This window comes from Anabaena azotica SJ-1 (genome assembly GCF_047275885.1).
GTDB lineage: Bacteria > Cyanobacteriota > Cyanobacteriia > Cyanobacteriales > Nostocaceae > Trichormus_B > Trichormus_B azotica_A.
In genome coordinates, this window is sequence record NZ_CP178454.1 from 1,716,621 (window position 1) to 1,729,976 (window position 13,356).

Below are 13,356 nucleotides of genomic sequence, written 5' to 3' on the forward strand. Positions count from 1 at the left end.
TTTTACAACTTCAAAAACAAGGAATAATTGGGCATGACGCAACAAAAACGGGCGTTGATTACTGGTATCACAGGTCAAGATGGTTCTTATTTGAGCGAATTTTTACTAGAACAAGGTTATGAAGTTCATGGGATTATTCGTCGTACTTCCACCTTTAACACAGACCGCATTGATCATATTTATGAAGACCCCCACAAAGCTGGGGTAAAATTATTACTTCACTATGGTGACTTGACAGATGGTACTACTCTGCGCCGGATTTTAGAAGAAGTCAAACCTACAGAAATTTATAATTTAGGCGCTCAATCTCATGTCAGAGTTAGTTTTGATTCGCCAGAATATACAGTAGATGCGGTAGGAATGGGAACTCTACGTTTGTTGGAAGCTATCCGTGACTATCAACAACGCACAGGGATTCAAGTACGTTTCTACCAAGCTGGTTCTTCAGAAATGTATGGCTTGGTGCAAGCAGTACCCCAAAATGAAACTACACCTTTTTATCCCCGTAGTCCCTATGCTTGTGCTAAAGTTTATGCCCATTGGCAAACAGTAAATTATCGAGAATCTTACAATTTATTTGCTTGTAATGGTATTCTTTTTAACCACGAATCACCCCGGCGTGGTGAAACTTTTGTCACTCGTAAAATTACAAGAGCAGTTGCTCGCATAGTGGCTGGCAAACAGAAAAGCATATATATGGGCAATTTGGATGCTAAACGTGATTGGGGTTATGCTAAAGATTACGTGAAGGCAATGTGGCTGATGTTGCAAAAAGAACAGCCAGATGATTATGTTATTGCTACCGGTGAAACTCACTCAGTGCGGGAGTTTTTGGAATTAGCATTTGGTTATGTGAATCTCAATTGGGAAGATTATGTGGAGTTTGATCAACGGTATTTAAGACCAGCGGAAGTAGATTTGTTAATTGGTGATCCTACTAAGGCACAGCAGATATTAGGTTGGAAACCTTCTGTTACTTTTGAAGAACTGGTTTCTTTGATGGTAGAAGCTGATTTACAGGCACTGGGTTATACCTCCCCTAATGGTAATGGTTCACAACAACCCCCAGATATTGCTACTATTCGTCAAGAACTAGGCGCTCTCCATTTTTAATAGATACCATCAAGGATATATGAGTAATAGTTCCTTGAAGGAAAAACTCCAGATTTATCTGCATCAATCCAAAATCTAAAATCCAAAATCGAATGACTGCCTTAGAACTAACAAATAAACGTATTCTTGTCACTGGTGGTTCGGGTTTTCTAGGTCGTCAAGTGATAGATCAACTGTGCAAAGCTGGGGCTGACCGTGAGAAGATTAAAGTTACGCGATCGCACGATTGTGATTTACGAGTATGGGAAAATTGCCAACGTGCAGTTGACCAACAGGATATTGTCATTCACTTAGCTGCCCATGTTGGTGGTATTGGTCTAAACCGTGAAAAACCCGCAGAGTTGTTCTACGATAACTTGATCATGGGCACCCAGCTAATTCATGCTGCTTATCAAGTGGGTTTAGAAAAATTCGTTTGTGTTGGTACAATCTGTGCTTATCCTAAATTCACCCCAGTCCCCTTTAAAGAAGAAGATTTGTGGAATGGGTATCCAGAAGAAACTAACGCCCCCTATGGAGTAGCCAAGAAAGCCCTTTTAGTGCAACTGCAATCCTACCGTCAGCAGTACGGCTTTAATGGTATTTACTTGCTACCGGTCAATTTATATGGGCCTGAAGATAATTTCAACCCTAATAGTTCTCATGTTATTCCGGCCTTAATTCGCAAAGTTCATGAAGCCCAAATTCAGGGAGAAAAGCATCTTCCTGTTTGGGGTGATGGTTCTCCTACCCGTGAGTTTCTGTATTCAGAAGATGCAGCACGGGGTATTGTTATGGGGACTCAGTTTTTCAATGACTCGGAACCAATTAATTTGGGTACGGGTTATGAAATCTCCATTCGCGATTTAATTAATCTGATTTGTGAATTAATGGAATATGAAGGGGAAATTGTTTGGGAAACCGATAAACCCAACGGACAACCACGACGCTGTTTAGATACGGAAAAAGCGAAGGAAGCTTTTGGATTTACTGCTCAGGTAGGCTTTGGGGAAGGTCTAAAAAATACCATTGAGTGGTATCGTCAGAACGCCGCATAGTTCCATAATATATCTCGTTCCCAGTCTCTGACTGGGAATGCCATCACAGAGGCTCTGACTCTGGTATTATCCTGGTACTATTAAAGGCAGAGCCTTTAGAATTCATTCCCATACAGAGTATGGGAACAAGAGAACGATATAAATTTGATCCAAAATATTGAAAACTGCACATTGCAAAAAATTGATTCACCGCTAAATAAAACAGAACTCCGCCGTAGTTTGCTGAAAACTCGTCAATCTATGACTGTTCCAGAGTGGAGAGAAAAGAGCGATCGCATTTCTTCCCAACTCCAAACATCTGTTATTTTTAACCAAGCAACTACTATCCTGGCTTATTTCAGCTTTCGTCAAGAACCTGATATTAGCCCACTTTTTAGCGATTCTCAACGCCGTTGGGGTTTTCCCCGTTGTGTTGGTAAGTCCCTATTTTGGCACCTATGGCAACCGGATGATATGCTGCAAATGGGCAATTATGGAATTACTGAACCACACTCAGAAGCGCCTATCATCAATCCTGCTGAAGTAGATTTAATTCTCGTCCCCAGCGTAGCTTGCGATCGCCAAGGATACCGTTTAGGTTATGGTGGTGGATATTATGACCGTTTGTTGAGTTCTCCAGCTTGGGCGAAAATACCCACCATAGGCATCGTTTTTGATTTCGCTTATTTCTCCCAACTACCATTTGATAATTGGGACAAACCTTTACAAGGCGTTGTAACAGAAACAATTGTATATTAATTTGAATACAAATCGGAGCGGCGGGATTCGAACCCACGACCTCCACTACCCCAAAGTGGCGCGCTACCAAGCTGCGCTACGCCCCGGTTACTTAATTTTTAGATTCTCAATTTTAAATTTTGGATTGGGGGTTTATTCCAAATTTGTGAATCTAAACTTAATTAAGTCACTCTTACGAGAATAACACAAGTTTCAAGAAAATAGCAAGCCTTTTATTCAAAAAAAATTAAAAAACTTTCAGCATTTCTGTAGCTTGTAGCAATCCTGGTACAGCGTCAGCATCCCATTTTCCTTCTACACACCGCCCTGTATTGAGGATGAAGCGCAAACTATAGGAGTGGGGATAGCCTTCTACCTCCATCCATAATAAATCGCTTTCTGCTTCACAGGCGATTTTTTCTTCATCCATTAATTCTGCTGCTAAATGCTTCATTGTGTCCGCAAGCTGATTGAATAAGCGGCAAAAGTCGTTTAATTCAAGTTCGGTGAATTCTATCGCCCAGTCGTCTGTACCAACTAAGCCTTTAAATTCTGGTGCGTCAGGATTCCAGCCTATACGCCAACCCATTCCGCTTTTGATGACTCTTTGCATGATTATTTTTTCAACGCAGAGGGACGACGACGCAGAGAGATAGAGATATTAAGATGCCGGGTTAAAGATATTTACAAGGACTTGGACTAGGCTGTTGCGTTGTTTGCGGGTGAGTTTGGCTATGGCGATGCGATCGCCCTCTAAGGGATTTTGCTTTAACGAATCATTACCCGGATATGATGCTTCATATATTGTTTCATTGGCATCAAGGTAATCAGCTAAGGTGAGTTTCCAATCTAAACGATATATGGGGGATCTGCCTTTGACATAAATGTGATAGCGAATCAAACGACTTGCTAAGGTGTTATTTTCAGCAATTTTTCCCGTATCTTTATTTTTGTATTGGTTTTCTTTTGGCATATCTGGTAATTGTGTATACACCAGTTGCCAAACATCACTAGGACTGATTCTCTGAGCTACCGCAGGTGAAATAGTGGAAAAATTTGCACTTCCTGAACCTAAAGTGATCACACTCACTGTGATTAAAGCAATGATCAGTCCTAAGTTAAACCGTAAAAATAAATGTTTTTTCTTTTTCATATTATTTTCGGAGTACAGACAGGGAACTGGAAACTGAGAATAGAGACAAAACTCTTCCTCATCTCCAATACCCTATCAGTAGTTATAATTCGCCAATAATCTCTGGCTGAGTCATTTCATCAGACATCTCAATAATTGCTCTGAGTACGGGTTTCATCATTGCATCTTCATTATTCTCAAAGTCTTCATAACGCCGACGCTTGGCACGATTTGCCACTTGAACTGTGATCCGATAGCGATTTGAGGCGGCGCTAATAAGCTCCTCAGCCCGGTGCATAATCTGAGACTGGGTTGTCTCGAACTTGGAACGCTTGAGCATAATTAGTGGTTGTTGGGATTCTATCCCAGTGTAGCACCAGTCAGTAGGGGTTAATCGTAACTGTATTTCTGTTACAAAAACGGCAATGCAGACTAAGTGTTTCTATATATCGGGCATAATTTTCTCAATTGAGTGCGATCGCTCTCCTTGCTATAGGCATTGCTACCTTAGTCCATCCCAAGTTCGCCCAAATTCGCCAATGAAAATAAAACTATATCTAACAGCAACTACCACAGAGATTACTATCTTATTTATACAGCCTCTAGTACAGCACGGCGTAAATAAACTAACCATTCTAAATCTCCGAGCATCCTATGCTATCTTCATTTTGACTTTTGACTTTTGACTTCCGCGAAGCGGTACTAGCATCACCAACTAGCTTTATTTTTCATGTTCTTGTTGATGATTATTTATGTGATTATCGACTTCCAATAACTTAGACATAAATACATCAGGCTTTCTACTAATCACAGAGATGACTTTATCAATAGCAACTACTTCACTGATTTTTACAACCCTTTCCCACAAAGTATCTTCTTCTGTCTCTTTATTGTGAGTTCTGTGTTTAAACCACAACAATTCATCAGAAACTCTGATAATTGTGCCAAAAAACCATTTATCTCTCATCAATAACCATATTTCTTGATCTACGTAGGTTTGTAGAATAGATTTCATAATACCTAAGATAATTAAAAGTTATTGGGCTACATAGTATGCTGTTATAAAAGAATATTGCAATTGTAAATATACGGAATATTTAATTTGAATTTAATGTTATTTTCAGCACTTAATATTACTATGCCACCGCTTATTTGCTCAGGTACTTAATAGAACTTCCTACGCTTGTGGAAAGATGACCCTCTACCCAAATTTGGTAACAACTTTAGCCAAGGTTGCTCCTTGTAGCAAGAATCCCCGCGTCTTTAGACCGGGGACTTGGTATATTTTAACTGGAATGACATTTGAGTATCCAATCTTAACTAACGCAAAAAGCTGCTAATTAGCCACATCAAGATAAAAGTCAGTACCGTAGAGAACTGATTTTTTGTCACACTGATAAATGGCATTTGCTGTAATACCCAGGTAGCGATTAATCCCCCAGCTATTAAACCAACAATTAGTCCGGCCAACGTTAACAAGACTGCTCGACCAAATTTGTTTTCTTTGCGATTAAGAAAATAAATACTGATTCCTACGCCTACCACTAATGCTAACTGCAAAATCTGATCACTTGCCGCAGGGAAAAACACAGTCATAGCACTTAAACCCAAATAACAAGACCCTTGTATCAGGACCTCTGGCAAACTGGGTTGATCCAACATTCTTTGCAGCCACATAGGTGACTGTTCACGAGGAGCAGGACTGTCTTTTTGAGGAAATTGGACTCGCATTTCTGGAAAACGAATACGCTCAGGTACTTTAATTTTTCCTTCTTGGCGCATCCGTAAGCGTTCCATTAGAATCGCATCATATGCTGCTTCAATCAATTCTAAATACTTCACATCACCACCATGTTGCTCTAACAGGCGATTGCGAGCATCCTGAATTTCATCGAAGCTAGCATCTTCTGATACCCCAAGTTTTTCGTAGGGATTTTGATCGCTCATGGCAGTTTGTAAATTCAGCCTTGGTAAGCGGTAGTCTTTTGTGGAATAAAAAACAACCTTAATTTTTATTGTGATCGAAACAGTTGTTCCAACCTATTCTTATCCTTTAACAGGATATTAGCACGGGTTAGTTTGTTTGACCCACGAATTTTAACTATAGTTACTTTAACATATTGTCATCGTACAGTGCATAATCCCATCGCCTGTTGGATAGAACAGCAAAAATACTGTTTTGCTTGCTAAACTCCCAAATCGCATATTGACGCAGGCAGATGCCTCAGGAGCTATTTTTATGGCACTTTATGCGAATATGGGGTGTTTACAACTTTGTACATTAAACATCAAAATTGGAATAATGCAATTTCAATGCTAATTAGCTGATCAACGCAAATATCATGATGTCGCATTTCACTCCAAAAGGTTGGAAAGTTTATGTTGATGCTTTTATTAACCCCGCTACTATGAATATCTGGCTTCACAGGTAGTGTCAGAACAACCATTTAGTAGATATACTGAAGTGCAGACCTGATTACCATAAGATTGATGCCTAAATCCTTCATAATTCTGATTACAGTTTATTTGAACAATCAGGATACTCCTAGCTGGCCTTTGTAGATTCTTAATAAATGCCAAAGTGGAAATTGTGTTTTTACGCGATGACCTTGTTAATGATAATGAAGTTTTGTGTAAAGTGATGGTCATGGCTGCTGCCAAGATTCTTGTAGTTGATGACGACCCAGCGGTTCGGAATTTAATCCAACGCTTTTTGATTAGACAGAACTATCAAGTAGAAGCTGCCGAAGATGGCAAGGCAGCCCTAGCTCTATTTGAGCAGTTTAACCCAGACTTGGTAATTCTAGATGTAAATTTACCAGATGCCATCGGGTTTAACCTGTGCCAAGAGATGCAAAGCCGTAATGGGGTTTTTGTACTCATGCTGACTAGCCGGACAGATGAATCCGACAAAATTCGTGGTTTTTCTAAAGGTGCTGATGACTATCTCACCAAACCATTTGGTTTAGGAGAATTAGAAGTCAGAGTAGCGGCTATTCTGAGACGCCAGCGGGTTGTGACGACCGCAGAACAAAAACGCCTAATTTTTGAAAAATTAATGATTGATCCGGTACGGAGGGAAGTATCACTTAATAACCAACCAGTGCCATTAACTGCTTTAGAATTCGATTTGTTGCATTTTTTAGCTAGTCATCCAGGTCGAGTTTGGCGGCGAGCAGAACTTATTCAAGAGGTCTGGGACTATGAATATGTGGGAGACCAGCGAGTTGTCGATGTCCACATCGGTCAAATTCGCAAGAAGATTGAAATTGATGTTGGTCAACCGGCATTAATCCAAACTGTACGGGGTGTAGGGTACAAATTTGAATGTCCTACTCAACCGCAGTCGGAGGTTAAATCCTAATCTTCAGGTAAGAATTCCAGATTCAGGAGTCAGAATATTTAAGAAATTGGTTAGGCATTAGCTGAATGCTTACATTTTCAGTAGATTATAAAGTTTGTGAATTTCTGACCAATGAACTTTTGAGCAAAACACTTACTTGGATATTAAAAGAGTCTGTGCTAATGAGTATTTTGAATTGTAGTTCTGGCTGCTTTTAGCACTTATTTTTAAACCAATGCTGTTTCTTGGCGAGTTCACTCAGGCGAACAACTGTATTTTTACTGGTGTGATGAAAGTTATTGCTATGCTCAATTTCAACTATATAGCCCTTGATGGTTTAATCCATCAAGGATATACAGCATTTATAGAATCATTACAGACAAGCTCAATTGAGCAAATCCTGATTTGACCAGAGTTATCAAAAGCTGTTGGACTATCCTGCGGCTAGGCATCATGCTATCTGCTATAAATCAGAATGATAGCTTTTATGGCAGTATTTCCAATGTAAGTATGTATAATTTATGGCGCAATCAATAGTGTATGTATAGCACTAGACAGGGTGATTAGGACATGAATTAATGGTGAAACTCAGACTAAGAAATGGTTTTACTTCTGAATTCTGACTCCTGACTCCTGCTATATTTTGACTTAGCACTGATGAAATAAAGTTTCTAAGTAGATACGAGCTGCACTGCGATCGCTATCTCCATTTTGGAGCAAAAACAGCGATACCGCCGCGGTTAATACTCGGGTTTGATCCCAATCAGGGTGAGTTTCTAAATAGTTTTTTAGGGATTCGTGAAGTGTTTCAGGGATTTCAGTAAAGATACTAACTTTTGTGTTCATAAGATTTTCCTTCTATAAAGGCTATCAAGAGATTTTGCTTGCGTTAAGAGTTTTCAGCAATTGTTCGCCTGGTTGACAATCCTCACTCATATCTGAAGTAAATTTCCAAACTGGATGCTAACGGTGGGACGGATTAAAAAAGCAAGCCGAATCATTGTGCGCTAAGAGGGGGTGGGTTTGTCAATGCTGCGAAATGTTAAAAATTAGTAGCTAAAAAATAAATCATGACGGAATAATCCAGGTTGTAGCTATATTTTTGTTACTTATCTTAATAAAATCTCAGTTATGAATGTTGTTTAGTGACCAAAGCATAAAATCCCCAGTAAGTCAGCAAGACTTGATTGGCTCGTCAAGCTTCTGTGGAAAACTGGTAAAGTTCCTGTGGAAACTCTGTGGAATTAATGAGGATAATTGCAGCTAATGATAAGAATTACAAAAATATCAAGGTTTGGTAACAATTTAACTTAATCACAGTACAGGACTTGGTATATTAGTGACATAACTTCTAGTTGTAAAAATTTTAATAAGTGTGGAAGGGAATAATTACAAATTGCCATTCACAACCAGATAACTAGAAACTTGGTTTAGTATAGAAAAATTTAATAAGACTTTGTATCTATTTGTGACACAACTAGTATTTAATATAACTAATAGTAGCTGTGAAAATCTTACTTTTCACTGGTCGCAACCACCAAAAGTAAGTTATATTCAGCGCCTAATTTCTGGAAAAAGACAGAAAGATACTTTGTTTAATTCAAAGATTTGATGTTAAGACTCTCCAGACTTAACTAAGTATTTCTTGTGGAAAAAAACCATAGGATAAATTTTTGATACCTAATTCTTTTGATTGGCAATCCTAGAGCCATCTTAACTCTTGCTCTGAAAATATTTCGATAAAAATTTAACTGTGAGGAGTCAAATGAAGGTAAATTTGCTTAATTTGGGTGGAGTGGGTTTACTCTGCTTACTTTCTGGATTATTTCCTGTACAAGTAATGGGTGCTGATAGGCCACTACAGGATTCACTTGGTGTCAACCAAACTCAACAAAGTGATGATTTATCTGTATCTGCGACCCCAGTAGTTGCATCAGATGAAATTGCATCAGATGAGATGGAACAGGTAAATTCCGTGTCCCAATTATCCGATGTACAACCTAAAGATTGGGCTTTTGGTGCATTGCAATCGTTAGTTGAGCGATATGGTTGTATTGCTGGGTATCCAAATGGTACTTTTCGCGGCAATCGGGCGTTGAGTCGCTATGAATTTGCAGCTGGTTTAAATGCTTGTTTAGATAGAGTTAATGAGTTAATTGCTTCTGGTACACGTGATTTATTAACAAAACAAGATTTAGCTACTCTCCAAAAACTGCAAGAAGAATTTTCAGCAGAACTGGCAACACTTAGAGGTAGAGTTGATGCTTTAGAAGCTCGTACAGCAGAACTAGAAGCCAATAGATTTTCCACAACAACCAAATTAAGTGGTGAAGCCATTATCGCCGCTATTGGTGCTACTGGAGGCGATCCTGATGAGGATAATCCTAATATCATCCTGACTAACAGAGTCCGCTTAAACCTGACCACCAGTTTCACAGGTAAAGACTTACTCATTACCGGGTTACAAGCACATAATTTCTTGGGTAGTGGTAATAGTCTCCAGGATGGTTTGGGATTATCATCAGGATTAAGTGCTAGTAGTGCGCGGACTAGCTTTGAACCCCAATTTCCTGGAGTTGACGTAAAAACTTTAAATGCTGTTGGTGCCAACTCACTGGAATTGTATAAACTGCTGTATATTTTCCCTGTAGCAGAGAAATTAACTTTGTTTGCGGGAACTGCGGCGGAAGTTTCTGATGCTTTTCCTGCTATTACTCCCTTTTATGGAGAAGGACAAGAATCTATTTCCCGTTTTGGTAATTTAAACCCTGTTCTCCGCGTTTCTGGTGGTACTTCTGGTTCTGGTTTAGCTTCTGCGGCTGGTTTTATTTATAGTTTTTCACCCAGCTTAGATTTGCGGGCTTTGTATGGTAGTGTGAACGCTAACTTGCCTCAAAACCAAGGTTTTCCAGGTACACCTTTAGGTGCTGGTGTATTTAATGGTAGTAGCGTAATTGCAACCCAATTAACTTTTAAACCCACCAAGTCCATAGATGTGGGATTAAACTACTCGAATAGTTATCACCAGATTAATATTTTAGGCACAGGTTTAACTAGTAGTGATATTGGTGCTTTGCCTGGACTGGATTTGGGAACACCTGTAAAAATGAACTCTTTTGGTGGGACTGCAACCTGGAGATTTTCTCCAAAGGTGGCTTTATCTGGTTATGGTGCAGCAATTTTTGTAGATGATTCTTCTTCGGCTGTTGATGCTTCCACCACTTTTACTAGCTGGATGGTAGGCTTGCATTTTAATGATTTACTCAAAAAAGGGAATAATGCAGGTTTGATTTTTGGACAGCCTCTTTATCGTACTGAGGCTAGTGGTGCAGCTACACTAGGTACAAATAGAGCAACGCCTTACCATCTAGAAGGTTATTATCGTTTTCGGATTAACGACAATGTAAGTATTACCCCTGGTGCGTTTGTGTTGTTTAATCCTGAAGGAGACAGCACTAACGAAACTACAACTGTAGGTCTAGTGCGTACTACCTTTACTTTTTAGGTGACAGGTGACAGGTGACAGGTGACAGTAAGAAGGGAATAGGGAATAGGGAATAGGTGATCAATACATTATTCTCCTCTGCTCCCCTGCACCCCTGCACCCCTGCTCCCCTGCTCCTCCGCTCCTCCGCTCCCTTGCCTATTTTCTGCGTTCTTGCAATTTACGATATACAGCTTTTAAATCAACTTGATGATGTGCGATCGCCACCAGGGTATGATAAAACAGGTCGGCAACTTCACCTGCGATCGCATCTGCATCATCATCTTTACAGGCCATAACTACCTCGGCGCTTTCCTCACCAATCTTTTTCAAAATTTTATTATCTCCACCTGCCAATAACTTACAAGTGTAGGAAGATTCATTGGGATGATCCCGGCGATCGCATATTATCTGGAAAAGCTGCGATAACATATCCGCTGGTGGAGGGACGATTTTCCCATCGACTTGGTGAAAACAACTACGCTCCCCAGTATGACAAGCAATATCTCCCAGCTGTTCAACTCCAATCAGTAAAGCATCACTGTCACAGTCATAACGAATACTTTGCACCTTCTGAATATGTCCAGAAGTAGCTCCTTTATGCCAAAACTCCTGACGAGAACGACTCCAAAACCAAGTTTCTCCAGTTTCTAGGGTCTTATTTAAAGACTCCCGATTCATCCAGGCCATCATTAAGACAGTACCATCCAGATAATCTTGGATAATCGCCGGTACTAAACCCTTGTCATCGTAGCGGATTTTTTCAACAGGGATGGCAGATTGTAGCGTTAGCGAAGTTGACTGAAGGTATCGCAGTTCGGGAGAAGACATACCAAAAATTTTTGTAAATTAACAATAATCAATGAATTCAAGGTGCTAACAGGAGTTTACCAGAAAGAATAATAATATTGATATTGTCATTTTTTTTGGTTTAATCAATTCTATTACTATAGAAATTCTAAGCATTTTTTCGCCCTATCCTCAGATAGAAGCCCGATTTAGTCACCACTTATAGGAGATAACCCTTGGTAAACACCACCATTAAAACCACAAAATCACAAGAAATTTTTGCAGCTGCTCAAAACTTGATGCCAGGAGGAGTTAGTTCTCCCGTCCGTGCATTTAAATCCGTGGGTGGACAACCCATCGTATTTGATCGCGTTAACGGAGCATACATTTGGGATGTAGACGGTAACCAATACATCGACTACGTGGGTACTTGGGGACCGGCTATTTGCGGTCATGCCCATCCAGAAGTGATCACAGCACTACATACGGCCTTGGAAAAAGGTACTAGCTTCGGCGCACCCTGTGTACTAGAAAATGTCTTAGCTGAAATGGTCATAGATGCTGTTCCTAGCATCGAAATGGTCAGATTTGTAAACTCTGGAACTGAAGCTTGTATGGCCGTACTGCGGTTAATGCGAGCTTTTACCAAACGAGATAAAATCATCAAATTTGAAGGTTGCTATCACGGACACGCTGATATGTTCCTCGTTAAAGCGGGTTCTGGTGTCGCTACACTGGGTTTACCCGATTCCCCAGGAGTTCCCAAAGCAGCAACCAGTGACACATTAACAGCACCTTATAATGATTTAGAAGCTGTCAAAGCTTTGTTTGAAGAAAACAAGGATCAAATTGCTGGTGTAATTCTCGAACCAGTAGTTGGTAATGCTGGCTTTATTACTCCCGATGCTGGTTTCTTGGAAGGATTACGAGAACTTACTCACGAACATGGCGCATTACTAGTATTTGATGAAGTAATGACTGGCTTCCGTATTGCCTACGGTGGCGCTCAAGAAAAATTTGGCATTACACCAGATTTAACAACACTCGGTAAAATTATCGGTGGTGGCTTGCCAGTAGGAGCTTATGGTGGTCGCCGCGATATCATGTCAATGGTTGCTCCTGCTGGTTCTGTATATCAGGCTGGGACTCTTTCTGGTAATCCCCTGGCGATGACTGCGGGAATTAAAACACTAGAATTACTTCAAAAACCAGGTAGTTACGAGTACCTAGAACGCATTACCAAGCAACTAGCCGATGGGTTGCTCAAAATTACTCAAGAAACTGGTCATGCCGCTTGTGGTGGTCATATCAGCGCCATGTTTGGCTTATTTTTCACTGCCGGGCCAGTCCATAACTATGAAGATGCGAAAAAGTGTGATACAGCAAAATTTGGGCGTTTCCATCGTGGGATGTTAGAACGTGGTATCTACTTAGCACCGTCTCAGTTTGAGGCTGGGTTTACTTCTTTAGCTCACACAGATGAAGATATTGACAAAACTTTAGCCGCTGCAAAAGATGTGCTTTCGGGTCTGTAACTTTTTTCCACTCAGAAAAAGTCTGACAGATTAGTGACAGTCGTTATTGGTCGGGGTGAGACTCCTCACCGCCCGATCATTCATCGTAGTATGAGATACTTAAGTGATAGTCATCCTAATCCTCTAAATTACTTCGTATAAAATAAATTTTATTTTTTCAGCAATTTTACATAAAAAAAGCAGCTACTACAGCATGATTTTAATGA

Annotated in this window: 13 protein-coding genes and 1 tRNA gene; 6 read left to right on the top strand and 8 right to left on the bottom strand. The window is 40.1% G+C overall.

Features of this window, described 5'->3' with window-relative positions:
• Nucleotides 1-33: 33 nt before the first annotated feature.
• From gmd to ACLLO5_RS07465, 3 genes are all read left to right on the top strand, one after another.
• Nucleotides 34-1,113: a GDP-mannose 4,6-dehydratase gene (gene gmd / locus ACLLO5_RS07455; RefSeq protein WP_413174842.1), complete on the top strand. Its 1,080-nt coding sequence runs from the start codon at nucleotides 34-36 to the stop codon at nucleotides 1,111-1,113.
• 92 nt (nucleotides 1,114-1,205) lie between these two features.
• Nucleotides 1,206-2,150, top strand: a complete 945-nt coding sequence (locus tag ACLLO5_RS07460) for a GDP-L-fucose synthase family protein (protein ID WP_413174843.1) — start codon at nucleotides 1,206-1,208, stop codon at nucleotides 2,148-2,150.
• 144 nt (nucleotides 2,151-2,294) lie between these two features.
• Nucleotides 2,295-2,888, top strand: a complete 594-nt coding sequence (locus ACLLO5_RS07465; RefSeq protein ID WP_413174844.1) for a 5-formyltetrahydrofolate cyclo-ligase — start codon at nucleotides 2,295-2,297, stop codon at nucleotides 2,886-2,888.
• Nucleotides 2,889-2,900: 12 nt separating this feature from the next.
• Here the strand turns inward: ACLLO5_RS07465 and ACLLO5_RS07470 are convergent.
• The 6 genes from ACLLO5_RS07470 to ACLLO5_RS07495 all read right to left on the bottom strand — a co-directional run bounded on the left by ACLLO5_RS07470 (nucleotide 2,901) and on the right by ACLLO5_RS07495 (nucleotide 5,946).
• Nucleotides 2,901-2,974: transfer RNA gene (locus ACLLO5_RS07470), tRNA-Pro, on the bottom strand.
• A gap of 140 nt (nucleotides 2,975-3,114) precedes the next feature.
• Entirely contained in the window at nucleotides 3,115-3,480 is a 366-nt protein-coding gene (locus tag ACLLO5_RS07475) for a DUF1818 family protein (RefSeq protein WP_413174845.1), read from the bottom strand.
• Nucleotides 3,481-3,528: 48 nt separating this feature from the next.
• On the bottom strand, nucleotides 3,529-4,020 hold the full coding sequence (locus ACLLO5_RS07480) for a hypothetical protein (RefSeq protein WP_413174846.1): 492 nt from the start codon (nucleotides 4,018-4,020) through the stop codon (nucleotides 3,529-3,531).
• 82 nt (nucleotides 4,021-4,102) lie between these two features.
• The gene (locus ACLLO5_RS07485) at nucleotides 4,103-4,339 is read right to left on the bottom strand and encodes a DNA-directed RNA polymerase subunit omega (protein WP_013191574.1); all 237 of its coding nucleotides are present in this window, start codon (nucleotides 4,337-4,339) and stop codon (nucleotides 4,103-4,105) included.
• Nucleotides 4,340-4,720: 381 nt separating this feature from the next.
• Nucleotides 4,721-5,014 (bottom strand): hypothetical protein, encoded by a 294-nt coding sequence (locus ACLLO5_RS07490; RefSeq protein WP_413174847.1) that lies wholly within the window; start codon nucleotides 5,012-5,014, stop codon nucleotides 4,721-4,723.
• Between the two features lie 305 nt (nucleotides 5,015-5,319).
• Entirely contained in the window at nucleotides 5,320-5,946 is a 627-nt protein-coding gene (locus ACLLO5_RS07495) for a CPP1-like family protein (protein ID WP_413174848.1), read from the bottom strand.
• A gap of 700 nt (nucleotides 5,947-6,646) precedes the next feature.
• Between ACLLO5_RS07495 and ACLLO5_RS07500 the strand changes: the two genes are divergently transcribed.
• Complete coding sequence (locus ACLLO5_RS07500; RefSeq protein WP_413176027.1) at nucleotides 6,647-7,363, top strand: response regulator transcription factor; 717 nt, start codon at nucleotides 6,647-6,649, stop codon at nucleotides 7,361-7,363.
• Between the two features lie 627 nt (nucleotides 7,364-7,990).
• On the opposite strand, the gene ACLLO5_RS07505 is transcribed toward ACLLO5_RS07500, so the two are convergent.
• Nucleotides 7,991-8,188 (bottom strand): DUF2811 domain-containing protein, encoded by a 198-nt coding sequence (locus ACLLO5_RS07505; protein ID WP_413174849.1) that lies wholly within the window; start codon nucleotides 8,186-8,188, stop codon nucleotides 7,991-7,993.
• 919 nt (nucleotides 8,189-9,107) lie between these two features.
• On the opposite strand from ACLLO5_RS07505, the gene ACLLO5_RS07510 reads away from it, so the two are divergent.
• Complete coding sequence (locus ACLLO5_RS07510; RefSeq protein ID WP_413174850.1) at nucleotides 9,108-10,847, top strand: iron uptake porin; 1,740 nt, start codon at nucleotides 9,108-9,110, stop codon at nucleotides 10,845-10,847.
• 138 nt (nucleotides 10,848-10,985) lie between these two features.
• Here ACLLO5_RS07510 and hisIE read toward each other — a convergent pair whose 3' ends face one another.
• The gene (hisIE, locus tag ACLLO5_RS07515; RefSeq protein ID WP_413174851.1) at nucleotides 10,986-11,657 is read right to left on the bottom strand and encodes a bifunctional phosphoribosyl-AMP cyclohydrolase/phosphoribosyl-ATP diphosphatase HisIE; all 672 of its coding nucleotides are present in this window, start codon (nucleotides 11,655-11,657) and stop codon (nucleotides 10,986-10,988) included.
• Nucleotides 11,658-11,851: 194 nt separating this feature from the next.
• On the opposite strand from hisIE, the gene hemL reads away from it, so the two are divergent.
• Entirely contained in the window at nucleotides 11,852-13,150 is a 1,299-nt protein-coding gene (gene hemL, locus ACLLO5_RS07520) for a glutamate-1-semialdehyde 2,1-aminomutase (protein WP_413174852.1), read from the top strand.
• Nucleotides 13,151-13,356: the final 206 nt, after the last annotated feature.